The sequence below is a fragment of the Roseinatronobacter thiooxidans genome (assembly GCF_001870675.1).
Taxonomy (GTDB): domain Bacteria; phylum Pseudomonadota; class Alphaproteobacteria; order Rhodobacterales; family Rhodobacteraceae; genus Roseinatronobacter; species Roseinatronobacter thiooxidans.
The window spans coordinates 241586-266171 of sequence record NZ_MEHT01000009.1; the positions used below are offsets into that span (position 1 = coordinate 241586).

The 24586-nt window shown below is 60.8% G+C and carries 23 protein-coding genes; 16 read left to right on the top strand and 7 right to left on the bottom strand.

The genetic code is table 11. From position 1 onward, the window contains the following. The first annotated feature begins 71 nt into the window (after positions 1-71). Positions 72-2219 (top strand): malate synthase G, encoded by a 2148-nt coding sequence (locus tag BG455_RS05725; RefSeq protein ID WP_071469153.1) that lies wholly within the window; start codon positions 72-74, stop codon positions 2217-2219. A 27-nt stretch (positions 2220-2246) separates the two neighbouring features. Here BG455_RS05725 and BG455_RS05730 read toward each other — a convergent pair whose 3' ends face one another. Beyond that, positions 2247-3098, bottom strand: a complete 852-nt coding sequence (locus tag BG455_RS05730) for a tetratricopeptide repeat protein (RefSeq protein ID WP_071468993.1) — start codon at positions 3096-3098, stop codon at positions 2247-2249. A 170-nt stretch (positions 3099-3268) separates the two neighbouring features. Here BG455_RS05730 and BG455_RS05735 point away from each other — a divergent pair, with 170 nt between their 5' ends. Next, positions 3269-3892, top strand: coding sequence for a hypothetical protein (locus BG455_RS05735; RefSeq protein WP_071468994.1), 624 nt, complete (start codon positions 3269-3271; stop codon positions 3890-3892). Positions 3893-3898: 6 nt separating this feature from the next. On the opposite strand, the gene BG455_RS05740 is transcribed toward BG455_RS05735, so the two are convergent. Then, a complete protein-coding gene (locus BG455_RS05740) occupies positions 3899-4576 on the bottom strand; it encodes an SDR family oxidoreductase (RefSeq protein ID WP_071468995.1) in 678 nt (225 codons plus the stop codon). Between the two features lie 131 nt (positions 4577-4707). Here BG455_RS05740 and ybgC point away from each other — a divergent pair, with 131 nt between their 5' ends. The 9 genes from ybgC (at position 4708) to ftsH (ending at position 13579) form a co-directional block, all read left to right on the top strand. Further along, the gene (gene ybgC, locus BG455_RS05745) at positions 4708-5124 is read left to right on the top strand and encodes a tol-pal system-associated acyl-CoA thioesterase (protein WP_071468996.1); all 417 of its coding nucleotides are present in this window, start codon (positions 4708-4710) and stop codon (positions 5122-5124) included. Between the two features lie 87 nt (positions 5125-5211). After that, positions 5212-5910: a protein TolQ gene (tolQ, locus tag BG455_RS05750; protein WP_071468997.1), complete on the top strand. Its 699-nt coding sequence runs from the start codon at positions 5212-5214 to the stop codon at positions 5908-5910. Positions 5911-5913: 3 nt separating this feature from the next. Next, complete coding sequence (gene tolR, locus BG455_RS05755; RefSeq protein WP_071468998.1) at positions 5914-6384, top strand: protein TolR; 471 nt, start codon at positions 5914-5916, stop codon at positions 6382-6384. Positions 6385-6445: 61 nt separating this feature from the next. Continuing rightward, positions 6446-7621: a hypothetical protein gene (locus BG455_RS17640; RefSeq protein ID WP_071469154.1), complete on the top strand. Its 1176-nt coding sequence runs from the start codon at positions 6446-6448 to the stop codon at positions 7619-7621. Continuing rightward, positions 7621-8943: a Tol-Pal system beta propeller repeat protein TolB gene (gene tolB / locus BG455_RS05765; RefSeq protein ID WP_425438718.1), complete on the top strand. Its 1323-nt coding sequence runs from the start codon at positions 7621-7623 to the stop codon at positions 8941-8943. Before BG455_RS17640 ends, tolB begins: the two co-directional genes overlap by 1 nt. 47 nt (positions 8944-8990) lie before the next feature. Then, complete coding sequence (gene pal, locus BG455_RS05770) at positions 8991-9533, top strand: peptidoglycan-associated lipoprotein Pal (RefSeq protein ID WP_071469000.1); 543 nt, start codon at positions 8991-8993, stop codon at positions 9531-9533. A 28-nt stretch (positions 9534-9561) separates the two neighbouring features. After that, the gene (locus tag BG455_RS05775; protein ID WP_218147531.1) at positions 9562-10329 is read left to right on the top strand and encodes a tetratricopeptide repeat protein; all 768 of its coding nucleotides are present in this window, start codon (positions 9562-9564) and stop codon (positions 10327-10329) included. A gap of 41 nt (positions 10330-10370) precedes the next feature. After that, a complete protein-coding gene (gene tilS, locus BG455_RS05780) occupies positions 10371-11579 on the top strand; it encodes a tRNA lysidine(34) synthetase TilS (RefSeq protein WP_071469155.1) in 1209 nt (402 codons plus the stop codon). Positions 11580-11659: 80 nt separating this feature from the next. Beyond that, the gene (gene ftsH / locus BG455_RS05785; protein WP_071469002.1) at positions 11660-13579 is read left to right on the top strand and encodes an ATP-dependent zinc metalloprotease FtsH; all 1920 of its coding nucleotides are present in this window, start codon (positions 11660-11662) and stop codon (positions 13577-13579) included. 85 nt (positions 13580-13664) lie between these two features. On the opposite strand, the gene mfd is transcribed toward ftsH, so the two are convergent. Together mfd and BG455_RS05795 are read right to left on the bottom strand one after the other, a co-directional pair. Further along, positions 13665-17105, bottom strand: a complete 3441-nt coding sequence (gene mfd / locus BG455_RS05790) for a transcription-repair coupling factor (protein ID WP_071469003.1) — start codon at positions 17103-17105, stop codon at positions 13665-13667. Between the two features lie 55 nt (positions 17106-17160). Continuing rightward, positions 17161-17652 (bottom strand): hypothetical protein, encoded by a 492-nt coding sequence (locus BG455_RS05795; protein WP_071469156.1) that lies wholly within the window; start codon positions 17650-17652, stop codon positions 17161-17163. Positions 17653-17909: 257 nt separating this feature from the next. Between BG455_RS05795 and gap (BG455_RS05805) the strand changes: the two genes are divergently transcribed. From gap (BG455_RS05805) to BG455_RS17270, 4 genes are all read left to right on the top strand, one after another. Next, complete coding sequence (gene gap, locus BG455_RS05805) at positions 17910-18914, top strand: type I glyceraldehyde-3-phosphate dehydrogenase (RefSeq protein WP_071469005.1); 1005 nt, start codon at positions 17910-17912, stop codon at positions 18912-18914. A 440-nt stretch (positions 18915-19354) separates the two neighbouring features. After that, positions 19355-19768 carry a rhodanese-like domain-containing protein gene (locus tag BG455_RS05810; RefSeq protein WP_071469006.1) on the top strand — a complete coding sequence of 138 codons (414 nt, stop codon included), beginning with the start codon at positions 19355-19357 and terminating at the stop codon, positions 19766-19768. An 86-nt stretch (positions 19769-19854) separates the two neighbouring features. Further along, positions 19855-20856, top strand: a complete 1002-nt coding sequence (gap, locus tag BG455_RS05815) for a type I glyceraldehyde-3-phosphate dehydrogenase (protein WP_071469157.1) — start codon at positions 19855-19857, stop codon at positions 20854-20856. A gap of 222 nt (positions 20857-21078) precedes the next feature. After that, positions 21079-21243, top strand: coding sequence for a hypothetical protein (locus BG455_RS17270; RefSeq protein ID WP_170124684.1), 165 nt, complete (start codon positions 21079-21081; stop codon positions 21241-21243). 335 nt (positions 21244-21578) lie between these two features. On the opposite strand, the gene coaD is transcribed toward BG455_RS17270, so the two are convergent. From coaD to BG455_RS05835, 3 genes are all read right to left on the bottom strand, one after another. Beyond that, a complete protein-coding gene (gene coaD, locus BG455_RS05825; protein ID WP_071469008.1) occupies positions 21579-22076 on the bottom strand; it encodes a pantetheine-phosphate adenylyltransferase in 498 nt (165 codons plus the stop codon). Between the two features lie 87 nt (positions 22077-22163). Then, positions 22164-22598, bottom strand: coding sequence for a CBS domain-containing protein (locus BG455_RS05830; RefSeq protein ID WP_071469158.1), 435 nt, complete (start codon positions 22596-22598; stop codon positions 22164-22166). A gap of 279 nt (positions 22599-22877) precedes the next feature. Further along, positions 22878-24071 carry a deoxyguanosinetriphosphate triphosphohydrolase gene (locus tag BG455_RS05835; RefSeq protein ID WP_071469009.1) on the bottom strand — a complete coding sequence of 398 codons (1194 nt, stop codon included), beginning with the start codon at positions 24069-24071 and terminating at the stop codon, positions 22878-22880. An 86-nt stretch (positions 24072-24157) separates the two neighbouring features. On the opposite strand from BG455_RS05835, the gene BG455_RS05840 reads away from it, so the two are divergent. Beyond that, positions 24158-24484: a HesB/IscA family protein gene (locus tag BG455_RS05840; RefSeq protein ID WP_071469159.1), complete on the top strand. Its 327-nt coding sequence runs from the start codon at positions 24158-24160 to the stop codon at positions 24482-24484. Positions 24485-24586: the final 102 nt, after the last annotated feature.

Consider the following 24586-nt stretch of genomic DNA (forward strand, 5'->3'; position numbering starts at 1 on the left):
CGACTGAGGGTAATATTGTACACCGCTGTGCACAATTCAGGTGGCATATGAAGACATCCAAGGGAACAGGCATGAATACTATGGTAGAACGTGACCAGCTACAGGTCAGTCAGACGCTCTGCGCGTTCATTGAAGAACAGGCCCTGACGGGCACGGGGCTGGACGCCGCGCAATTCTGGCGCGGGTTTTCCGCAATGATCCATGATCTGACCCCCAAAAACCGCGCATTGCTGAACAAACGCGCCGATCTGCAAGACCAGATCGACCAGTGGCATATCGCACATCGCAATCACAGCCATGATCGCGACACATACAAGGCCTTTCTGGAAGAGATTGGCTATCTGCTGCCAGAGGCGGCACCGTTTCAGATTGAAACCACCCATGTCGACCCCGAGATTGCCACGATCGCGGGCGCGCAGCTTGTTGTTCCGATCACCAATGCGCGCTACGCGCTGAACGCAGCGAATGCGCGCTGGGGCAGCCTGTATGACGCGCTTTATGGCACAGATGCCATGGGCAGCCTGCCGCCTGCGGGGGGCTATGAACAGGGGCGCGGCGCGCGTGTTGTGGCGCGTGTGCGGGTGTTTCTGGACGCCGCCTTCCCGCTGGCAGGCCACAGCCATGCCGATGCGCGGCTGTATCATGTCAAGGGCGGCGCGCTGCTGGTCGATGGTAAACCGCTGGAAGAGCCTGCCAAATTCGCTGGCTATATTGGCGATCCGCGCGCGCCCGACTCTGTGTTCCTTGTCAATAACGGCCTGCATATCGAACTGGTGTTCAACCGCGCGCATCTGATTGGCGGGCGCGATCAGGCCTGTCTGGCCGATGTGCGCGCGGAATCTGCGCTCTCTGCCATCATGGATTGCGAAGATTCCGTGGCCTGTGTCGATGCCGAAGACAAGGTGCAGGCCTATTCCAACTGGCTGGGCCTGATGAAAGGCGACCTGAGCGCCGATCTGGAAAAGGGCGGCAAAACACTCACCCGTCGCCTGAATCCCGATATCGAGATTACCGCGCCGGATGGCAGTGCCAAGGTACTGAAGGGGCGCGCGCTGCTATGGGTGCGCAATGTCGGCCATCTGATGACCAACCCCGCAATCCTTGACCATGACGGGAATGAGGTGTTCGAGGGGCTGATGGATGCCATGATCACCTCGCTTTGCGCGGTACATGATCTGCGCAAGACCGGCGGGCCGCGCAACTCTGCCGAGGGGTCGATCTACATCGTGAAACCCAAGATGCATGGCCCCGAAGAAGTGGCCTTCGCAGATGAGATTTTCGCCCGCGTTGAACAGGTCTTGGGGCTGCCCGCCAACACGATCAAAATGGGCGTGATGGATGAAGAACGCCGCACATCCGTGAACCTGCAACAATGCATCCACGCCGCGCGCCACCGTGTGGCCTTCATCAATACCGGCTTTCTGGACCGCACCGGCGATGAAATCCATACCAGCATGGAGGCAGGCCCCTTCTCGCGCAAGGATTTCATCAAGCGCAAAGGTTGGATCAAAGCCTATGAAGATCGCAATGTCGATATCGGCCTTGAATGCGGGCTCATGGGGCGTGCGCAGATCGGCAAGGGCATGTGGGCCATGCCCGACCAGATGGCGGGCATGCTGGAGGCGAAAATCGAGCATCCGAAATCGGGCGCATCGACCGCTTGGGTGCCCTCGCCCACTGCGGCCACATTGCATGCGCTGCACTACCATCAGGTCGATGTGCGCAAGGTGCAAGAGAAGCTGGCCAAGGGCGGGCGGCGCGCCCATGTCGAGGCATTGCTGGACATCCCGCTTGCCTCGTTCCGCAAATGGGACCGCGACCAGATCCTGCGCGAGGTGGAAAATAACGCGCAAGGCATTCTGGGCTATGTGGTGCGCTGGGTGGATCAGGGCGTTGGCTGTTCCAAAGTGCCCGACATCAATGATGTGGGCCTGATGGAAGACCGCGCCACCTGCCGTATTTCCAGCCAGCATATTGCCAACTGGCTGCATCATGAGGTTGTGTCGAAAGATGAGGTCATGGATGCCATGAAGCGCATGGCCGAAGTGGTGGACCGCCAGAATGCAGGCGATACCGCCTATCGCCCGATGGCACCCGGTTTCGACAGCATCGCCTTTCAGGCCGCCTGTGATCTGGTGTTCAAGGGCCGCGAACAGCCTTCGGGCTATACCGAGCCGGTCTTGCATGCGCGCAGATTGCAGTTGAAAGCTGCCGGCTAAGCGGCGTTGCGGCTGGGGGCGCTGCCCTCAGCCGCATATCCCGGGATCGGTGCTGCACTCTATGGCCAAGGCTGCGGCCTGCGATATCGCCTCGGCTGTCATCACGTCGTGCAAAGCCTCAATCAGGTTGTCGGCCGCGCCATGCCCTGCGGTTTGGGCAAGCATTGCCAAGGCCAGCGCCTTGCGAAAACTTTGTGCGCCCCCGCGCCCCTGCGCCTGCATCAATCCTAGATTGTAGAGAGACGGCGCATGGCCCGCACGGGCCGCCTGCACATAAAGCTGCCGCGCCTGTGCCATATCCTGATCACGGCCCACCCCGCGCGCCAGCGCAAGCGCAAGATTGTGCTGCGCCACCACATGCCCCTGTTGCGCAGCGGCTTCAAACCAATCTGCGGCAGCCGCCCCCTGCCCTTGTTCCGCCAATGCCGCACCAAGTGCAAACTGCGCCTCTGCCATCCCTTGTTCAGCGGCGGCCTGATACCAGATGACGGCCTGATCAAGATCGGGCGGTCCGGCCAATCCGCGCTCCAATATCTTGCCCAAGGCGAATTGCGCAGGCCCTGACCCTGCCTTGGCGGCCTGCATGTACCAATGCTGTGCCTTGTGCCACGCGCCCTGCCCTGCCTGCATATCCGCCAGCGCCAGTTGCGCACCCAGATGGGATTGCGCGGCGGCGGCTTCAAACCAGTGCAGCGCCTGTTGCGCATCGGCACCCTCGCCCGAGGCCAGCAGTACGGCCAGATTATACTGGGCCAGCACATCGCCACGTTCTGCCAGCGCTTCCCAGATCGCAGCCGCGCGCTCGCCGTCGCCCGCATCCAAGGCCGCCAGCCCGTCTTGCGCGCGCAATTGTGCCTGTGCAGACAGCGGCAACCCCAAGAAAAGACATAGAAGAAAAAGCCTGATGACCACGAGTCAAATCCGCATCGAACACCCAGATTTCGCCTATACGCAACTTGCCTGCCCGTGTCACGCGAATGTGACACAAGCGCGACAGCTTGCGCGGCCTGCGGTTCCGGCCTATGGCAGGCCCGCGAAAGGACAGGCCCATGCAGACAGACCAGATCGAGCAGCTTTTCACCCGCGCAGATGGCCAATATCTGTGCGCACGCTGGGGGCGGCCCATCGTTCCTGTGGTCTTTGGTGTGGATGACGCCACCCTTGCCACTGTCAAAGGCGCGATCGAAGCCGTGGTGACACTGGCAAACCACAAAATGGCCGAAACGGACCCCGAATTGGGGGCCAATCTGATGGTGTTCTTCTTTCAGGACTGGTCAGAGTTGCTGGAAGTGCCCAACCTCGAGCGGCTGATCGACGGTTTAGGGCCGCTGGTCACACGGCTGCGCGCCGCAGATGCCAACCAATATCGCGTGTTCCGCTTTGATGAAGGCAACGCCATCCGTGCCGCGTTTGTCTTCATCCGCATGGATGACGCATTGCAGCAGGTGCCCGCCCAGACGCTTGCCCTATCACAGGCGGTGCAGGTGATCTTGCTATGGTCGGACAGGGCCTTCAGCGACCGCTCGGCGCTGGCCGTGGCGGGCGGGGCCACGATCCTGCGCCCCGAGATTGGCGCACTCATCCGTGCGGCCTATGATCCGGTTTTGCCTGCGGTGGCAACCGACCCCACCCATGCGCTGCGACTTGGCGCGCGGATCGCCAGCCTGCAATAAATCCGCTTAGCCTGTGGGCATGACCACAATCTCGGGGATTGCCGCATGGGCGGGTTGCGACAGCGCAAAGACCACAGCATTGGCAATGTCTTCGGGTTTCAGCTTGTCCGGCTTGGGTTCCGAGAAAAACGGCGTGTCCACCATACCGGGCGCGATGAGTGTGCAGCGCCCGCCCCATTCGCGCATCTCCTGCGCCATATTGCCTGCATAGCCCTGCACAAACCATTTGGTTGCGCCATAAATGGACCCCGCGATATGCAGCTTGCCCGCAACTGACCCTGTCAGGACAAGCTGGCCCTTCGTCTTGCGCAGCTCTGGCAGGGCGGCGCGCGTGGTATACAGCAGCGCCATGATGTTCAGGTCAATCATGCGGCGCCACTCTTCAGGATCGCCCGCTTCGGTGCCCGGTGTGTCAAGGCCCATGCCCGCATTGGCGAATGCCGCATCAACCCTGCCGAAATGCTTGGCCACCCGCGCAATCGCGTCTTCTTGGGCGGCCAGATCAGTGGCGTCGCCCGCAACCGCAAGGCTGGAATCGCCAAGCTCTCGCGCCAGCGCGTCCAGTTTGTCGGCACTGCGCGCCATCAGCCCCACATTCCAGCCCGCGGCAACCGCGACCCGTGCTGTGGCCGCGCCGATTCCGCTGGATGCGCCGGTGATGAACAGGGTTTTTCTTTTGGTCATTTTGCGACTCCTTCACATAGTGTCTACGCACCAGCACCTAAACCGTTGCACACGTGTAACAACCCATGCCCTGATTGCAGCAAACAGGCGCGCAACCTATAACCGGCGCGCACCATACCCAAGGCCAGCCCATGACCCACACCCACCGCATTCGCGTCTATTACGAGGATACAGACCTTGCAGGGATCGTCTATTACGCCAATTACCTGAAATTCATTGAACGCGCGCGCAGTGAATGGGTCCGCGAACTGGGGCTGGATCAGGCGCGGATGAAGGCAGAGGGGCAAGGCGTCTTTGCGGTGCGGCGCGTGGTGGCAGACTATCTGGCGCCCGCGCATTACGACGACATGCTGGATGTCACGACAGAGTATCTGCGCCATTCCGGCGCGCGGCTGGTGCTGTGGCAAACTGTGCGCCGGGGGGGCAAAACCCTGTTCAAAGCCGAGGTCACTTTGGTCTGTCTGGCCGATTCCGGTCGTCCCCAACCGCTGCCGCGTCCCCTGACCGAAAAAATAGGCGATTTCCCCCCTTATAAACCCTATGTATAACGTGCTTGTGTTGGTGTTGCGCTTGTCTTGTTGTATGGTCTGCGTCAAAGCCGCCCTGAGAGCGGCACATCTAACGCGAGCAGGCCCATGGACCAGACGACCCTGACAGCGACGCAGGAGATTGATTTCTCGCTGCTGGCTCTTTTTGCGCGAGCGACCATTACAGTTCAGTTGGTGATGATCAGTTTGATCATCGCATCTTTCTGGTCTTGGGCGATCATCATTCAGAAGCATATTCTGTACCGGCGCGCGCGCAATGATGCCGAGGAATTTGACGCGGCCTTCTGGTCGGGCGAGCCGCTGGATGAACTTTATGACCAGATCGGCCCTGCGCCCGCAACCTCGCCCCAACGTGTTTTCGCGGCAGGCATGACCGAATGGCGGCGCTCTCACCGCGCGGATGGCCGGTTGATCCCGGGCGCTGTGGCGCGGATCGACCGATCGATGGATGTGGCGATCACGAAAGAGACGCGCAATCTGACCGGCGGGTTGACCTTTCTTGCCTCTGTCGGGTCTGCATCGCCTTTTGTGGGGCTGTTCGGCACGGTCTGGGGGATCAAGCACGCGTTCGAAGAAATCGCGCTGGCGCAATCCACCAATCTGGCCGTTGTCGCACCCGGCATTGCCGAGGCGCTGCTGGCAACCGGCCTTGGCCTGTTGGCCGCGATTCCCGCGACGATCTTTTACAACAAGCTGACCGATGACAGCGATGCGATCATCTCGGGGTACGAAGCCTTCGCGGATGAGTTCAATACCATCCTGTCACGCCAGCTGGACGCGGCCTGACCCATGGGTGCGCAATTTGCCAAAAAAGGCGGGGGCACGGGGCGGCGCAGGCGGCGCGGTGGCGCCGCGCGCATGTCCGAGATCAACGTCACACCCTTTGTGGATGTGATGCTGGTGCTGTTGATCATCTTCATGGTGGCAGCGCCGATGCTGACCGTTGGCGTGCCGGTGGAATTGCCGCACACCTCTGCGGGGGCATTGCCCGCCGAGCAGGAAGAACCGCTCTCGATTACGCTGACGGCTGACGGAACCGTTCTGATCATGTCCTCCGAGATTGACCCGAATGATCTGATCCCCCGCCTGCGCGCAGTCGCGGCAGAGCGGCGCGACAACAAGGTTTTCCTGCGCGCCGATGGAACCATCCCGTATGAGCGCGTTGTTCAGGTGATGGGGGCGCTGAATTCGGGCGGGTTCAACAATATCGGTCTGGTGACTGAACAAGGTGGTCCGCGCTTCGACGGCGCGGGCAACTGAGTACATCTGGTGTAAAGGCCAGTATTGGCAGATGATAAGCGCACGCGACATATGGCACGGCATGGACACGGGACAGAAAGTCTCGGGTGTTGCGCATGTTGGTCTGATCATCTGGGTGATGATTTTCGATATTTTTCAAGCCCCTGATCGCAGCACCGCTATTCCTGTCACCGATGTGTCGCTGATTTCGACCGAGGAATTTGCAGCGCTCAGCGCACCGCGCCCGGAACCTGAACCCGCGCCAGTGCCGACGCCAGCACCCGCCCCAGAACCCACCCCCCCTGTTGTCGAGGCCCCAGCGCCAGAGCCGGAGATTCGCGCGCCCGAACCCGTCCAGCCTGCGCCGCAGCCCGAACCCCAACCCGCGCCAGAGCCCGCGCCGCAGCCTGAACCCGTGGCACCCTCTACCGGCGTTATCTTCTCGCCCACCCCTGCGCCCGGTGTCAGCGAGCGTCCGCGCCCGCGCCCTGTGGACCGCGTGGCCCCGACACCGACCGACACACCGCCCGAGGGCGCGCAGCTTGATATTGCCGCACAACCTGCCGCCCAGCCGGATGCAGAGGCAGAGACACAACTTCCCGAGGAAGAACAGGCCGAAACCGCGCCGCCAGAGGCGACGACCGAAATCGTGACGGAAGCCACCGAAACCGATGACGGGGCGACCGAGCGCGCGGCCATGGCCCCCACAATCAGTTCCCGCCCGCGCACCCGGCCAGAGCGGCCAACCCCGCCACCGCCTGCGCAAACAGCCGAAGCCCCACCGGCCCCCACGCCGGCCCCAGCACCCGCGCCCACCCCGACACCAGAACCGGAACCCGCACCGCAACCGCAATCAGACCCCGCAGATGCCATTGCCGAAGCGCTGGCAGCTGCCCTGTCGCAACAGCAATCCACCACATCTGCATCCGCCAGCGGTGGGCTAAGTTCGTCAGAGGCCGATGCCCTGCGCCTTGCGATCCAGCAATGCTGGAATATCGGTGTGCTCTCGACCGATGCGCAGCAAGTGACAGTGACAGTCGGCTTCTCGATGACGCCGAGCGCGCGGCACGAACAAGGCTCTATCCGGATTGTGTCTGCATCAGGGGGCACCGAGACGGCCATACAACAGGCATTTGACGCCGCACGCCGCGCTATCATACGCTGCGAAGGGGACGGCTATGGATTGCCCGCTGACAAATACGACGCGTGGCGCGATATTGAAATTACGTTCAACCCCGAAGGGATGAGGCTCAGATGATCCGGCATTTTCACATTTTGCCTGCGCTGTTTTTGGTTTGGCTTGCGGCTTTTGCCGCAACCCTGCCCGCACAGGCCCAGCCCCTGCGCTTGCAGATCACCGAAGGCGTGATCGAACCCATGCCTTTTGCCATGCCTGCTTTCGTGCCGGAAAACAGTGCAGGCAGCCAGTATTCGGAAGCGCTGGCGCGCGTCGTTTCGGCCAACCTGACAAATACCGGCCTGTTTCGGGAAATACCCCGATCCGCCCATCTGGCGCGTATTTCCAGCTTTGATGCGGGGGTCAGCTTCTCGGACTGGCGCGCGATCAACACACAAGCGCTGATTACGGGCGCCGTGTCGGTTTCGGGCAACCGCATGAATGTAAAATTCCGGCTGTTCGATGTGCTGTCGGGCCAGCAAATTGGCGAAGGACTGCAATTTGGGGGCAGCACCGACAACTGGCGGCGCATGGCGCATAAAGTCTCGGACGCGGTCTATAGCCGGATCACGGGCGAAGGCGGCTATTTTGACAGCCGTGTGGTGTTCATTTCCGAATCCGGCCCGCGCGGCAACCGCACCAAGCGCTTGGCGATCATGGATCAGGATGGCGAGAATATCCAGTATCTGACCGATGGCCGCGCGCTGGTGCTTGGCCCCCGCCTGTCGGCTTCGGGGGACCGCGTGATCTATACGACCTATGAGACAGGCGCGCCGCGTATCGCGCTGATGAACACACAAACAGGCCAGCGCCAGCTGGTGGGCGACATTCCCGGCGCGATGACCTTCTCGCCGCGCTTCTCGCCTGATGGGCGCTCGCTGGTCTTCTCGGCGGCGCGTGGTGGGAATACCGACCTTTACCGCATGGATATTGGCTCTGGGCAGATCCAGCAACTGACCTCTTCCCCCTCGATCGCCACGGCACCCAGCTTCTCTCCCGATGGCCGGTTCATAACCTTTGAATCCGACCGTTCGGGCACCAGCCAGATTTATGTCATGCCCGCCACGGGCGGCGAGGCGCGGCGCATCAGTTTCGGGCAGGGGCGCTATTCCACACCTGTCTGGTCGCCAAGGGGTGATTTGATCGCATTCACCAAGTCCAATGCGGGGCGTTTCCATATTGGCGTGATGCGCACAGATGGCAGCGAAGAACGCCTGCTCACGGCCTCGTTTCTTGACGAAGGCCCGACATGGTCGCCAAATGGGCGGGTAGTAAAGTTCACGCGCGAAGCACAAGGCGGCGACCCGGCCCTGTTTTCAGTAGACATCTCGGGGCGCAACCTGCGCCGCGTACCAACACCCGGACCCGCCTCTGACCCGGCTTGGGGTCCGCTTTTGCCGTAACTTGTGATACAGACATCCAAACACAAACCTCCTGAGGGACACATTCCATGACCTTGACGTCAAAACTTCTTCTTGTGCTGGCAACGATTGCGCTTGCAGCCTGTAACAACCCCCGCGCTGGCGGCACTTTCGGCGGCGGCGGTGCCGACGGTTTCGGTGGTGCTGGGGGTGGCTTCAATGATGGCGGCATCTCTACCGGCAATCTGGGCGACCCGAATGACCCCAATTCCATTGCGCATTTCCAGCAGCGCATTGGCGATCGGGTGTTTTTCACAGTGGACAGTTCCAGCCTGAATGACGAGGCGCGCTCGACCCTGAATGGTCAGGCGCGTTGGCTGTCATCCAACCCGCAATTTGCAATCGTCATCGAAGGGCATGCCGACGAACGCGGCACGCGCGAATATAACGTCGCACTGGGCGAGCGACGCGCCAATGCGGTCATGCAATATCTGGTCAGCCAAGGGATCAGCGCCAACCGCCTGCGCACAGTCAGCTATGGCAAGGAACGCCCTGTTGAAGCCTGCGCCGCGCAACGTTGCTGGGATGTGAACCGCCGGTCTGTAACCGCCGTTTCCGGCGTGTCAAGCTAAGCCGATGCGCCTGATCCGCATCATAGCATTGAGCTGTTTTGTGTCGGGGCCAGCTTTGGCCCCGGCACAGGCCGAGTCGGTGGCCGATTTGCGCGCAGAACTGACAGCGCTGAGCAGTGTTGTCGCGGATCTGGCGCGCGAACTCTCTTCGGGCAGTGCCGCGTCACAGCCCGATTTCGACGGCGCGCTGATTGATCGGGTTGAACGCATCCGCGAAGAACTCGCACGCCTGACCGGCCGCACCGAAGAACTGGAATTCCGCATCCGGCGCACGATTGACGAGGCGTCCAACCGCTTGGGCGATCTGGAATTTCGCATGACGGAACTGGAAGGCGGCGATACATCCGCGCTGCCCCCCGCGCGCCCGCTTGACAGCGGGTCAGGGGTTGCAGATGGCGACACACCGCAATTCGCCGCCGGAGAGCAGACCGCCTTCGACTCGGCCCGCGCGCTGGCCGATGATGGCGATTATGACGCCGCCGCCGATGCCTTGCAGCAATTCCTTGAATTCTACCCCGGCAGCCCGATTGGTGCAGATGCCAGTATGCTATTGGGCGAAATGCACCGCGCACGCGGCGCTGAACCCGATGCGGCGCGCGCCTATCTGAACCTGTATCTGGCCGACCCTGACGGGGCTGATGCGCCCCGCGCGCTGCTGGCCTTGGGCGAAAGCCTTGGGCGGCTGGACCAGCGCGAGGAAGCCTGCGTCATGTTTGACGAATTGCTGGACCGTTTCGCCACAACCCCGCAAGCCTATGAGGCGACAGAGGCGCGCGCGCGTCTTGCCTGCCCTTGATCGCGCCTGACACGGATCTGACCGCGCGATTTGCGCTTGCTATGGAAGGTTTGGCACCCGACCGCCCTGCCCGCTTGGGGCTTGCCGTGTCGGGTGGGGGCGATTCCATGGCGCTGATGCATCTGGCACAGCACTGGGGCGGGGCTTCGCTGCATGTCGCCACTGTGAACCATAACCTGCGGCCAGAGGCCGCGCAGGAAGCCGCCTTTGTCGCGCAAACCGCGCGGGAACTGGGGCTGTCGCATGATACGCTGGTTTGGGATGGCTGGGACAAGCACGGCAATCTGCAAGACGCAGCAAGGCAAGCACGGCGCGCGCTGCTGGCAGACTGGGCCACGCGCCAAGGGGTGCAGGCCGTCTTGCTGGGCCACACGCAAGATGATCAGGCCGAAACTTTCCTGATGCGCCTTGCGCGCGGCTCTGGCGTGGATGGGCTGGCGGCAATGGCACCTGTGCGCGATGCCGCAGGCGTCAGATGGATGCGCCCGCTTCTTGAGATTACGCGCGCAGACTTGCGCGACTGGATGCGCGCCAATGAACTGGCTTGGGTCGATGACCCCGGCAATGAGGACAGCCAGTATGACCGCATCAAGGCACGGCAAGCCCTGGACCTGCTGGCCCCCCTTGGACTGACCCGCGCGCGCCTGTCACAGACGGCCGCGCATATGGCGCAAGCCCGCACAGTCCTGAACGAGGCGGCCGCAACCGCCGCGCGCGATATTTGCCGCTTCGAGCATGGGGATATTGTGTTTGACGCCAGCGCCCTTGACGCTTTGCCCGCGGACACGCGCGACAGGCTGGTTGCACGCGCGCTGTGCGAAGTTGCCTCGAACAGCTACCGCCCGCGCCTGTCTGCCTTGCGCGCGGCGCAGGCGGCCCCATCCGCAACCCTGCATGGCTGCCGGATCACCCGCAACAGCCGCGAATTGCGCATTACCCGCGAAGCACATGCCGTGCGCGATCTGCGCGCGCCCTTGGACAGCCTGTGGGATGGCCGTTGGCGCATCTGCCCGCCCGCAGGTCTGGACAGGCCCAGCCGGTTTGACATCGCGCCCCTTGGCGAAGCGGGGCTGGCACTTTGCCCCGACCGCGCAGGCTGGCGCCTGCCCCGCCTTTCACTTCTGGCCAGCCCCGCAATCTGGCATGGCGCGCGGCTGATTGCCGCGCCATTGGCAGGATTCGCGCCCGAATGGCAGGTTTGCGCCCGCGAACCGCAGGAGTCTTTGCCTCTCGCCCCGTATTCGCATTGATCGCACGGGTATAATTGCTATGTATATGTGGAAGCACTGGTGCACCCGCGCCATGGCATAGATGACAAGAGGAGACGCCCGTGGGTAACGCACGGAATTTTGCTTTCTGGATCGTGCTGTTTCTGCTGATGATCATGCTCTTTAACATGTTCAGCACAGGCCAGAACACATCCTCGGCCCGAAGTGTCAACTACTCGGAATTTATTGACCGTGTAGACGCCAATGACGTAAGCCGCGTCACAATAGACGGTGAGCGCATCGTTTTTGTGGGCAGTGATGGCCAACAATATTCAACAGTCCGCCCCGATGATGCCGGACTGACCCAGCGCCTGCTGGATGCCGGTATTCCGGTCGAAGCACGCCCGCAGCAGCAATCGGGCTTCTTGTCCACGCTGATGCTGTGGTTGCCTTTCCTGCTGCTGATCGGTGTGTGGATCTATTTCATGAACCGCATGCAGGGTGGCGGCAAGGGCGGTGCCATGGGCTTTGGCAAATCCAAGGCCAAGCTGCTGACCGAGAAAAGCGGTCGCGTCACCTTTGACGATGTCGCAGGCATTGACGAGGCCAAGGACGAGCTGGAAGAGATCGTGGAATTTCTGCGCAACCCGCAAAAATTCTCGCGCCTTGGCGGCAAAATCCCCAAAGGCGCGCTGCTGGTAGGCCCTCCGGGCACAGGTAAAACACTTCTGGCGCGTGCCATTGCGGGTGAAGCGGGTGTGCCCTTCTTCACCATCTCCGGTTCCGACTTTGTGGAAATGTTCGTGGGTGTCGGTGCAAGCCGCGTGCGCGACATGTTCGAGCAGGCCAAGAAAAACGCGCCCTGCATCGTCTTTATCGACGAGATTGACGCCGTGGGCCGGTCGCGTGGCGTGGGCTATGGCGGCGGCAATGACGAGCGCGAACAGACGCTGAACCAGTTGCTGGTCGAAATGGACGGGTTCGAAGCCAATGAGGGCATCATCATCGTTGCGGCCACAAACCGCCCCGATGTGCTGGACCCTGCCCTGCTGCGCCCCGGCCGCTTTGACCGTCAGGTTCAGGTGCCCAACCCCGACATCAAGGGACGCGAGCGTATTCTTGGGGTGCATGCCCGCAAGGTGCCGCTTGGCCCGAATGTGGACCTGCGCATCATTGCACGCGGCACGCCCGGTTTCTCGGGCGCGGACCTTGCCAACTTGGTGAATGAAGCCGCCCTGATGGCCGCGCGGTCCAACCGCCGTTTCGTGGTGATGGATGACTTCGAGAATGCCAAAGACAAGGTCATGATGGGCGCCGAGCGTCGGTCTATGGTCATGTCCGAGGATGAGAAGAAACTGACCGCCTACCATGAGGCAGGACACGCTGTTGTAGGCCTTCATGTGCCGGAACATGACCCGATCCATAAGGCAACCATCATCCCGCGCGGTCGTGCGCTGGGTCTGGTCCTGTCCTTGCCAGAGCGGGACCAACTGTCGGTCAGCTATCGCAAATACAAATCCAAGATCGCCATGGCGATGGGTGGACGTGTGGCAGAAGAACTGGTGTTTGGCGAAGATGCCGTGACATCAGGGGCGGCAAGCGACATTCAGCAAGTGACCAAGATCGCCCGCGCGATGGTAACGCAATTCGGCTTTGACGAAGAATTGGGATATGTCGACTACGCCAATGAACAGCAAAGCTATCTGGGCAATTATGGTGGTGGGTCGAATCATTCCAGTATCACCCAGAAGATGATTGACGACAAAGTGCGTCAGCTGGTCAATGAAGGCTATGAAACTGCCAAGAAAATCCTGACCGAGCGTCGGGAAGAGTTGGAAAATCTGGCGCAGGGCTTGTTGGAATATGAAACACTGACAGGGCCTGAAATTGCCCGCGTCATGCGCGGTGAAGCGCTTGATCGTGGCGATGATGACGGGGATACACCCACCAGCGGCACCCCATCTGTTGCGACAGTGCCGAAAACGCGGGGCCGCAAGCGCGGCGACGAAGATGGCGGGCTAGAGCCAGAACCAAGCGCCTGAACAGGCACATTGCACAAAAACCAAACGCCCCGGCATCCAGCCGGGGCGTTTTGCGTTCCACTGCTGCGCAGTTGCGCAAAAGGGGCTATTTGCTGGCCTGCACCGCCAGATCGCGTGCAATTGTGAAAGCGCCGCGCACACGCTCTTTCTCTGTGCTCCAGTCACGGCGCACAACGATCTTGTTGTCGCGGATTTTCGCCAGCCCGTTCTGTTCCTGCACAAAGGCCACAAGCCCTGCGGGATTGGCGAATTTGTCATTGTGAAACTGGATCGTCGCGCCCTTTGGCCCTGCGTCAAACTTGGCAATGCCCGCGCGCTTGCATTCGGCCTTGATGCGCATCACCGCAAGCAGCGTATTCACTTCGCGCGGCAGTTTGCCGAAGCGGTCGATCAACTCGGCGGCAAACCCTTCCAGATCGACTTTGGTTGTCAGGCTTGAAAGGCGCCGATACAGGCCCAGACGGACATCCAGATCGGGCACATAATTTTCTGGAATCAGCACAGGCACGCCCAGATTGATCGTAGGCGCCCATTGCCCGTCAAGGTCCGAGACATCGGCAATCTCGCCCGAGCGGATTTTGGCAATCGTTTCCTCCAGCATCTGCTGGTACAGCTCATACCCCACTTCCTTGATATGGCCCGATTGTTCCTCGCCCAGGATATTGCCTGCGCCGCGCAAGTCCATGTCATGGCTGGCAAGGTTGAAGCCAGCGCCCAGACTGTCGAGGCTGGCCAGAAGTTTCAGGCGGCGCCGCGCCTGCGGGGTCAGGGGCGTGCGGGGTTTGGTGGTCAGGAAGCAATAGGCCCGCGTCTTGGCACGGCCCACACGGCCCCTGATCTGATAAAGCTGCGACAGCCCGAACATATCGGCGCGGTGCACGATCATCGTATTCGCGCGCGGAATATCAAGGCCGGATTCGACAATGGATGTGGCCAGCAGCACATCATATTTGCCATCGTAAAAGGCATTCATCCGCGTGTCCAATTCGCCCGCAGGCATCTGGCCATTTGCGATGACGAAGCTCAGTTCCGGCACATGGGTGCGCAGAAAATCCTCGACCTCGGGCAAATCCGAGATTCGTGGCACCACGAAGAACGACTGCCCCCCGCGATAATGTTCGCGCAACAACCCTTCGCGCAAGGTAAGTGCGTCAAATTCGCTGACATAGGTGCGGATCGCCAATCGGTCCACGGGCGGGGTCTGGATGATGGACAGATCGCGTACACCTGTCAGCGACAGTTGCAGCGTGCGCGGGATTGGCGTGGCGGTCAGCGTCAGCACATGTATGTCGCTGCGCAATTCCTTCAGCCGTTCCTTGTGGTTCACACCGAAATGCTGTTCCTCATCAATGACCAGCAGGCCCAGATTGGCGAATTTCACGCCCTTGGCCAGCAGTGCATGTGTACCGATACAAATATCGACTGTGCCCTTGGCCAAGCCCTCGCGCGTGGCGGTTGCCTCTTTCGCGCTGACAAAGCGCGACAAGGGCCGCACATTGATCGGGAACCCCCGAAAACGGTCGGCAAAGGTCTTGTAATGCTGGCGCGCCAGCAATGTGGTGGGGGCAATCACCGCAACCTGCACGCCTGACATGGCCGCGATAAAGGCCGCGCGCATCGCCACCTCGGTTTTGCCAAACCCCACATCGCCCACAACAAGGCGGTCCATGGGCCGCCCGCTGTCGAAATCATCCAGCACATCTTCAATGGCGCGCAACTGGTCTTCGGTTTCGGCATAGGGGAAGCGGGCCAGAAATTCCTCCCACATGCCATCGGGGGCGGTGAAATGGGGCGCTTTGCGCAACTGGCGCTCGGCGGCAATACGGATCAGCTTGTCCGCAATCTCGCGGATGCGTTGTTTCAGCTTTGCTTTCTTCGCCTGCCATGCACCGCCGCCCAAACGGTCCAGCAAGCCTTCCTCATGGCCATAGCGCGAGAGCAATTCGATATTCTCGACCGGCAAAAACAGCCTGTCGCCGCCGGCATATTCCAGCGCGATGCATTCATGCGGCGCGCCCATGGCGGTGATCGTTTCCAACCCCGTATAGCGGCCCACGCCGTGATCGACATGCACGATCAGATCACCGGGCGAGAGGGTCTGCGCCTCGGTCAGGAAATTCTCGGCCCGTTTGCGCCGTTTGGTGCGGCTCACCAGCCGGTCGCCCAGCACATCCTGTTCAGAGATGACAGTCAGGCCGGGTGCTTCAAACCCTGCATCCAGCGGCCAGATCGCAAGGTACAGCGCGCCCTGCCCGTCTTTCATGTCGCGCGCGGTGCCGATCATCTGCGCGCCGGGGGCGCCATGATCTTCCAGCAGCCCCGACAAGCGGTCGCGCGCACCCTCGGAATGGCTGGCAATGACCACTTGCGAGGTTTTGCGCCGCTCTGCCAGATGGCTGGCCAAGGCGTCAAACACATTGTCACCGGCCAGCCGTTCGGGGGCAAAACTGCGCCCTGCGCGCCCGCCCGCATCCAGCACCCCCGGCCCCGGCGCGGTTTTCATCGGGTTCAGCTGGATCACGCGGCGGCCTGCAACAGCACCCTGCCAGCCGGTATCATCCAAGTATAACAGCCGCGGCGGGCAAGGTTTATAGACAGTATCCAACCGGCCCTTGGCGCTCATCGCCTCGCGCCGCGCGTCATATTGGTCTGCAATCCCTTCCCACCGCGCAGCGCGCGCCGCTTCCAACTGGTCATCCAGCATGACAGAGGCAGCGGGCAGGTAGTCAAACAGCGTCTCCATCCGGTCATGGAAGAACGGCAGCCAATGTTCCATCCCCTGATGTTTGCGCCCTGCGCTGACAGCCTCATAGAGCGGGTCATCGCTGCCGGCTGCGCCAAATTCGATGCGGTAATTCTGGCGAAAGCGTGTGATCGCGGCCTCGTCCAAGATGATCTCGGAGACGGGCGCAAACTCGACCGCCTGCAATTTCTCAAGGCTGCGCTGGGTGGCAGGGTCGAAGCGGCGCGCGGCGTCCAGCACATCGCCGAACAGATCCAGCCGCACAGGGCCAGTTTCGCCGGGCGGGTAGATATCGAAAATGCCGCCGCGAATGGCGAAATCGCCCGGCTCTGTTACTGTGGAGGATTGCGAAAAGCCCATGCGCACCAACCAGTTGCGCAGCGATCCTTCATCAATCCGCCGCCCGACCGCGGCGCGAAACGAGGCGCGCGCCACCACATCGCGCGCAGGCACGCGCTGCTGTGCTGCTGAAAGGGTGGTCAGCAAGATGAACGCCCCCGGCACCCCATGCGCCAGCGCCGCCAGCGTGGCCATCCGGTTCGAGGCAATCTCGGGGTTGGGCGAGACACGGTCATAGGCCAGACAATCCCAAGCAGGGAACCGTAAAACACTGATATCAGGCGCAAAAAAGGCAAGGGCCTGCGCCATTGCCTCGGCGCGTTTGTCATCGCGCGCAACATGGATCACGCACTGATCGGCGCGCGCAACTTCGCGCGCCAGCAATCGCGCATCATAGCCCTCGGGCGCACCGCCCAAAATGACTTTTTCATGTGCCAGTGTCATGCGTTACACGTCCTTTTTCACGGAAATTCTGGCAAGTTTGATCCTGATGCCGTGGTCAGAAACTCAGGGCAGAGCGCGACAAGACATATAGCATGCCCCAGACCGCTGTGACGAAAATCGCAATCACACCCACCAACTGCACCCAGAACCGATGCCGCAACAAGGCCCGACACAGCTTGTCCCCCTGCAACGATTCGCGCTCGATCCGGAAGGACATACGCAATTCCATCAGCCGCACCAGCGTCATGGGGAACACCAGAAGGAAAACCGCCTGCGCGAATTCCAGCCAGTACACGAAGGCAAGAAGCACGATCAATGTCAGGACTGCGGCTGTGAAGGCCACAATCCAATGGCCCGCGCGGCGCATCAGCGACAGTTTGCGGCGGACATGAATGCCAACAAGCATCTCAAGATCATGCAGGTTTTGCCCTTGGTCCCTGCGCGCGCGCATGATCAGATCGAAGGATGCGCCCATCACAAACTGACTGGCTGCGGACCAATACAGCGCAAGCACAATCCAGAACCAGACCGACGAGAAGGACCGCATATTGATAAGGCTGAATATGTTTTCCAGAAAAGTCAAAATGCCCGCGCCCTGATGATGCTTGTGCTGTCCCTACATGCAACGCAGCGCGGGGCAGCGCAAGCGGACAAAACCTTTCACACAGCCCGACAAAGCGCCAAAAGGTGGCGCTACCATGTGAAGATTGCGCTAACGACCATATATGTGACTGATTTCGCCCTTTTTTTGACAGCTTGTGCTGGGTATACCCAGCGTAACAGCACAGGCGCGGAGTAGACGTTATGACAATCACCATCGGCATCAACGGTTTCGGACGTATCGGGCGCTGTACCCTGGCCCATATCGCTGAAAGTGCGCGCAATGATGTCGAGGTTGTCAGGATCAACGCGACCGGACCTATTGAAACGAATGCGCATCTGCTGAAATACGATTCCGTGCATGGGCGTTTCCCCGGCACCATCCGCGTTGACGGCGACACGCTGGATCTGGGGCGCGGGCCGATCAAGGTCATGTCCACTTATGACCCAAGCGAGTTGGATTGGGATGGCGTCGATGTGGTGCTGGAATGCACCGGCAAATTCAATGACCGCGACAAGGCAGCAGTGCATTTGGGCCGTGGTGCCAGCCGTGTGCTTGTGTCCGCCCCTGCCAAAAATGCAGATGCAACCATCGTTTATGGCGTAAACCACCGTCTGCTGCGCCCCGAGCATCTGGTCGTGTCGAACGGGTCTTGTACCACCAATTGTCTTGCCCCGCTGGCCAAGGTTCTCAATGATGCGATCGGTATTGAATCGGGCATCATGACGACAGTGCACAGCTATACGGGCGACCAGCCGACACTGGACCGCCGCCACAAAGACCTGTACCGCGCCCGCGCCGCTGCAATGGCAATGATCCCCACATCGACCGGCGCTGCGAAAGCACTGGGCGAGGTGTTGCCAGAACTGGCAGGCAAGCTGGATGGCACCGCCCTACGCGTGCCCACCCCAAATGTCAGCGCTGTGGACCTGACCTTTCAAGCCGCGCGCGATGTGACTGTGGCCGATGTAAACGAGATTATGCGCGAGGCCGCCGCCGGTCCAATGGGTGCCGTATTGTCCTATGATCCAGAGCCGAAAGTCTCGATCGATTTCAACCACACGCCATATTCTTCGATCTTTGCGCCTGACCAGACCAAAGTTGTGGGCCGCCGCACTGTGCGCGTTTTGGCATGGTATGACAATGAATGGGGCTTTTCGTGCCGCATGGCAGATGTCGCCGCCGCAATGGGCCGCCTGATCCACTGATCCTAACGAGTGTTCCGCGCCTGACACAATAGCCCGCCATGCGCGACCAAGGTCAGCTTTGCGGGACTTTTCAGCCGTTCGCGCGGAGTCGAGGCGCGTAGCGCCGCCGCGCATCGCCGGGCCGTCCCCCGGCACGGCGATTTGGCTTGGCTACGCGCAAAGCCCTGATCTTCCGCGGATTTGGCTGGCATAAAGTTATCCAGCATAGATCGGGGATCGCCGCACCACGGCCCGACGCTGCGCAGCTTGGGTCACGTCTTCAATGTCCGCCAAACCCTCAAAGCAATCATTGCGAATCCTTTGTCAGGGGTCTGACACCAGTCAAAACGAGTATGCAAAACCCGCCGGCCCGCTGGCGGGTTTTGCATTTGTGATATTTTGTCGCCTTTCATCCGCATGGCAAAACGAGTACACATTCAAAAAATCATAAGGGTCTATTCATGTTCCGCCTTATCGCCTCACTGCTGGCCACAGTCTTGCTCATCACCCCTGTCGCGGCGCAACAGGTCTACACCGCCCAGCCATCTGCGCAGCAATTGCAAGAGGCACCTGTTCTGCTGGTCGATATCCGCCAGCCGCATGAATGGGTCGAAACTGGCGTCTTGCCCAATGCGATTTTGCTGCCCTTCAACGATCCGGCCAGTTTTCTCAAAGCCTTGCAACCCCATCTGCAAGCCGGCCAACCCGTTGCGCTGATCTGCCGGACAGGCAACCGCACCGCGCGCGCCGCGCAGATCATTGCGCCTGAACTGGGTGTTCCGGTCATTGACGTGGCTGGCGGTATCTTCCGGCTGATGGGCGCTGGATATACCCCTGCCCAGCCCACGCGTGCCCAGGGCTGCACAATCTGCTAGACTGCCTGCGATGGCTTGCGCAACGCACTTGAAAAGCCTTGCCGTGATGTGTTAGCGCAAACACAAATTCATGCGAGGAGATGACGATGACCACACGTCTTGCAATCAACGGGTTTGGCCGGATCGGGCGGCTTGTGCTTCGCGCGCTGGTCGAACAGCAGCGCGATGATCTGGAGATCGTCGCCATCAACGATCTTGGCCCGGTCGAAAGCAACGCCCATCTGCTGCGCTTCGACTCGATCCATGGCAGATTCCCCACTGATGTAACCGTAGACGGCACCAGCATCGATGTCGGGCGCGGCCCCATCATGGTCACTGCAGAACGCGACCCAGCCAACCTGCCTTGGAATGACATTGACATCGTGCTGGAATGCACCGGCATTTTCACCGATGCCGACAAGGCCAAGCTGCATCTGGGGCGCGCGGGCAAGGTTCTGGTCTCGGCACCCTCAAAAGGGGCGGATAAAACCATTGTATATGGCGTGAACCATGGCACCCTGACGGCAGGCGACAGGATCGTGTCAAACGGGTCCTGCACCACCAATTGTCTGGCGCCTGTGGCAAAGGTGCTGAATGACGCAGTGGGCATTTCGCGCGGGTTTATGACCACGATCCACAGCTATACCGGCGACCAGCCCACGCTGGACACAATGCACAAAGACATGTACCGCGCCCGCGCCGCCGCCATGAGCATGATCCCCACCAGCACTGGTGCTGCCAAAGCTGTGGGGCTGGTGCTGCCGGAACTCGACGGCAAGCTGGACGGGGTCGCCATCCGCGTGCCCACGCCCAATGTCTCGGTCGTGGACCTGACATTTGAAGCCGCGCGCGATGTGACAGTGGACGAGATCAATGCCGCAATGCGCGCCGCCGCCAGTGATGGCCCGCTCAAAGGCGTGCTTGGCGTGACCGACCAGCCCAATGTGTCGATGGATTTCAACCATGATCCGCGCTCGTCCATCTTCCATCTGGACCAGACCAAAGTTCTGGAGGGGCGCATGGTGCGCGTGCTGTCATGGTACGATAATGAATGGGGCTTTTCAAACCGCATGCTGGACACGGCAGCGGCCATGGCACGCGCAAAGTAAGGCGCGCGGCGGTGAAGGTTGTAAAGGGGCCGCAGCTTCGGCTGTGGCCCATAGCGATACGGTGGCCAGTGCAGGCGCCGTTACATTAAAGCGTGCTGTTACCGCTCACATATGCGCCCACCGCAAGGCGGGCTTGCAACTCTGAATATTGTGCTGCGCTGCGGCATACCCCATCTTCGGGGGGAAGGGGCCATTCCGGCCCCACCCCAGATGGAGGTTGCCATGACAACACTTCTTGCACGTATCCAAGACCGCCTGCGCAAGCGCGCAGCCTATGTCCGTACCAAATCAGCGCTGGAAAATATGCCGCTAGAGGTGGCGATTGATCTGGACCTGTACAAGCCAGATGCCGACAAGATCGCGGCACGCGCGGTATATGGGCACTAATTTCTGCCGCCTGCCCCTTTGTTCCAGCGCGCACATGTGACGCGCGGTGTCTCAAAGGGCGGCTATGTGGCACTCTTCAGCAGTTCGCGCGGAAACAAGGCGCGTAGCGCCGCCGCGCATCGCCGGGCCGTCCCCCGGCACGGCGATTTGGCTTGGCTATGCGCAAAGCCGTGATCTTTCGCGGATTTGGCTGGCATAAAGTGCTGTAGCATAAAGTCACGCTCGCCGCGCCACGGCCCGACGCTGCGCGGGTTGATCCACTTCCCCACTGTCCGAAAAGCCCTCGAAACCGTCCATCAAGTTCTAGAGCCACAAGCCGACCACCGCCCCCTGCTTCAGCTTGCCCCGAATTTCGCCAGCAGCGCCTCGCGGATCGGGGCTGAGACAAATTTGGACACATCCCCCCCCAAACGCGCAATTTCCTTGACCAGTTTTGACGCAATCGCCTGATGGCGGGCCTCTGCCATCAGAAATACGGTTTCGATACTGTCATCCATCGCGCGGTTCATGCCAACCATCTGGAATTCGTATTCAAAATCTGTCACCGCGCGCAATCCACGGATGATGATGGACGCGCCCACATCATGCGCGCAATCGATCAGCAGATTCTCGAACGGGTGGGCGACAATATCCACCCCTGTGCTGGTGCGAAGGTCGGCCACTTCCGCCTCGATCATCGCCACACGCTCCTCCAACGTGAAGAGCGGCCCCTTGTCACGGTTTATCGCAACCCCGATCACCAGCCGGTCCACAAGCTGGGCCGCACGGGTGATAATATCACGATGCCCCAGCGTCAGCGGGTCAAAAGTCCCCGGATACAGTCCGATGCGCATAGGCATCCCCCCTCATGTCTTCCCTCGTGCGGGGACGCAACAATATTGCGCGCGGATATGCAAGCCGCTTGCCGCAAAAACCTGCGCTTAATAGCCCATGATCATGCCGGTCAGCGCGTCTTTTTCCAGTTGCAGCTCGGACAGTTTCGCCGCGACCACATCCCCGATCGAGATGAGGGCGACCATCTCGCCCTCTTGCATGACCGGCAGGTGACGAAAGCGCTTTTGGGTCATGGTTTGCAACACCAGATCGGTACTGTCATCGGGGCTGCAGCCGAAAACGCTACGCGTCATCACGTCATCCACCTTGTCGCTCAGGCAGGCCGCGCCCCGCTTGCCCAACTCGCGCACGACATCGCGCTCTGACAAGATGCCCGCAACCGATTTGCCATCGGCCGATATCACAACCGCGCCGATTCGCTTGTCGGAAAGAATTTTGCTGGCCTCGGCCAAAGAAGTACCCGGCGGGACGGTCACAACACCTTGCTGCGGTTTGTTGCGGATGATCTGACTGACAAGCATGAAACGCGCCTCCTGTTTTGTCGCTTGCGCAACCTGAACAGGCTGCGACACATTGGCCCAAGGTCCGCCAGTCAAGGCCCGTGTGTCAAGTGGAATAAAGCCTCGGCCCTGCGGGTTGGCGGCAGGGGGCGGGGGTGGTCGTGCAACAGGTGTATGTCCTGCACATGCCGCCTGCCTGCGTCAGCAGACGCTTGGCGCCAGCGCCCGACTTGCGACCGGGCAACCGCAGGTCTGCCCCGCCATGAGACCCCCCTCGATGGGGGGCGAATGGCGCCCCCACTACAGGTAGCGCTCGGCCTGTGGCCGCTCGCCACGGATCAGGCGCGCATGTTCCTGAATGGCAAACCTGTCGGTCATGCCAGATACATAATCCGCCACAATCCGGGCCAGTTCTGTGTCCCCATAGGCGGCATCCATATCGCGCCGCCACTCTGAGGGCAGCAATTCAGGCCGCGCCATGAATAACGGAAACAACTCGCGTACCATGGTTGTCACCTGCGCGCGCATTTCCACCACAGATGGCGCACGGTACATCCGGTTGAACAGGAATTGCCGGATCACCTTCAATTCCCGAAACAGCCGGTCTGAAAACCGGATGATCGTCAGATCAAGATCGCGGATATCCTGCGCATGGGTCAGATTGGCCGGCCCAAGCCGAGTCTCGGCCACCAGCAACACATCCTCGACCATCACCCCGAAGACGCGGCGCAGCGCCTCATGCCGGCGGCGCATCACATCCAGCCCCGGATACAGACGGTCCACTTCGGCAAAGGCCGGGCCAGTGATCGGCAGGTCGATCAGATCAGCCTCGGTAAACAGGCCAGAGCGCAACCCGTCATGCAGATCATGGTGGTTATAGGCAATGTCATCGGCAATCGCGGCCACCTGTGCCTCGGCGCTGGCATAACCGTTCAATTCCAGATCAAAGGCCGCGTTACATTCGACAAGCGCATAGGGCAGCGCCTCGCCCTTCAGGGGCGTGCCATCTGCGCGCGCCACAGGTCCGTTATGCTTGGCAATCCCTTCCAGCGTTTCCCATGTCAGGTTCAGCCCGTCGAAATCGGCATAATGCCGTTCCAGCAAGGTGACGATGCGCAGCGCCTGTGCATTATGGTCAAACCCGCCATAAGGGGCCATCAGATCGCATAGTGCATCTTCGCCCGTATGGCCAAAAGGCGGGTGCCCCAGATCATGCGCCAGCGCAATGGCTTCGGCCAGATCGGTATTCAGCCCCAACGCCCCTGCAAGCGTGCGCGCGACCTGCGCCACCTCAATGGAATGGGTCAGCCGCGTGCGATAGTAATCGCCCTCATGCTCGATAAACACCTGTGTTTTGTGCTTGAGCCTGCGAAAGGCGCTGGAATGGATAATCCGGTCGCGGTCCCGCTGGAAAGGCGAGCGGAAGGTGCTCATCGCCTCCGGGTGCAGACGCCCGCGCGAATCTTCGGGCCGTGTCGCATAGGGTTTGAGCATTTCATCTCCAGCCATCTTGCCGAACGCTATCGGTTTGCTTATATCAGAGCAAAGTAATCGGAAATAAAGACAGGACCCCAATGTCCCTGACCCTACCCCCCCGCGTAAGCGACCGCGCCTTTGCCCGTCTGGCCGAGATTGCCGAAGATACCGGAGAGGTCAAGGCCTTGCGCGTTGCCGTCGATGGCGGCGGCTGCTCTGGCTTTCAATATGATATCCGGTTTGACGCGCCCAATGCAGATGATCTGGTGTTGGAAAAAGACGGTCATAAAGTGCTGATCGATCCCGTCTCGCTGCCCTTTCTGGAAAACGCAGTTGTCGATTTCACCGAAGAGTTGATCGGCTCGCGCTTCATCATTGACAACCCGAATGCGTCATCAAGCTGTGGGTGTGGCATCAGCTTCTCGATGTAACCTGCCTGAAAATCGGACATAACGGAAAGTTTGACCACGCAGGCATAGCCCACAGGTTGACCTTGGGGCAGGACTGGCCCACATCTGGCGCAAGCTGGGATG

Excerpts from the sequence above, each read along its gene's own strand:
- BG455_RS05735 (WP_071468994.1), top strand. The coding sequence starts at position 3,269 with ATGCAGACAGACCAGATCGAGCAGCTTTTCACCCGCGCAGATGGCCAA.
- tilS (WP_071469155.1), top strand. The coding sequence starts at position 10,371 with ATGGAAGGTTTGGCACCCGACCGCCCTGCCCGCTTGGGGCTTGCCGTG.
- BG455_RS05830 (WP_071469158.1), bottom strand. The coding sequence starts at position 22,598 with ATGCTTGTCAGTCAGATCATCCGCAACAAACCGCAGCAAGGTGTTGTG.
- BG455_RS05795 (WP_071469156.1), bottom strand. The coding sequence starts at position 17,652 with ATGCGGTCCTTCTCGTCGGTCTGGTTCTGGATTGTGCTTGCGCTGTAT.
- gap (WP_071469157.1), top strand. The coding sequence starts at position 19,855 with ATGACCACACGTCTTGCAATCAACGGGTTTGGCCGGATCGGGCGGCTT.
- BG455_RS17270 (WP_170124684.1), top strand. The coding sequence starts at position 21,079 with ATGACAACACTTCTTGCACGTATCCAAGACCGCCTGCGCAAGCGCGCA.
- tolQ (WP_071468997.1), top strand. The coding sequence starts at position 5,212 with ATGGACCAGACGACCCTGACAGCGACGCAGGAGATTGATTTCTCGCTG.
- pal (WP_071469000.1), top strand. The coding sequence starts at position 8,991 with ATGACCTTGACGTCAAAACTTCTTCTTGTGCTGGCAACGATTGCGCTT.
- BG455_RS05810 (WP_071469006.1), top strand. The coding sequence starts at position 19,355 with ATGTTCCGCCTTATCGCCTCACTGCTGGCCACAGTCTTGCTCATCACC.
- ybgC (WP_071468996.1), top strand. The coding sequence starts at position 4,708 with ATGACCCACACCCACCGCATTCGCGTCTATTACGAGGATACAGACCTT.
- coaD (WP_071469008.1), bottom strand. The coding sequence starts at position 22,076 with ATGCGCATCGGACTGTATCCGGGGACTTTTGACCCGCTGACGCTGGGG.
- tolR (WP_071468998.1), top strand. The coding sequence starts at position 5,914 with ATGGGTGCGCAATTTGCCAAAAAAGGCGGGGGCACGGGGCGGCGCAGG.
- BG455_RS17640 (WP_071469154.1), top strand. The coding sequence starts at position 6,446 with ATGGACACGGGACAGAAAGTCTCGGGTGTTGCGCATGTTGGTCTGATC.
- BG455_RS05835 (WP_071469009.1), bottom strand. The coding sequence starts at position 24,071 with ATGCTCAAACCCTATGCGACACGGCCCGAAGATTCGCGCGGGCGTCTG.
- mfd (WP_071469003.1), bottom strand. The coding sequence starts at position 17,105 with ATGACACTGGCACATGAAAAAGTCATTTTGGGCGGTGCGCCCGAGGGC.
- BG455_RS05725 (WP_071469153.1), top strand. The coding sequence starts at position 72 with ATGAATACTATGGTAGAACGTGACCAGCTACAGGTCAGTCAGACGCTC.
- gap (WP_071469005.1), top strand. The coding sequence starts at position 17,910 with ATGACAATCACCATCGGCATCAACGGTTTCGGACGTATCGGGCGCTGT.
- BG455_RS05740 (WP_071468995.1), bottom strand. The coding sequence starts at position 4,576 with ATGACCAAAAGAAAAACCCTGTTCATCACCGGCGCATCCAGCGGAATC.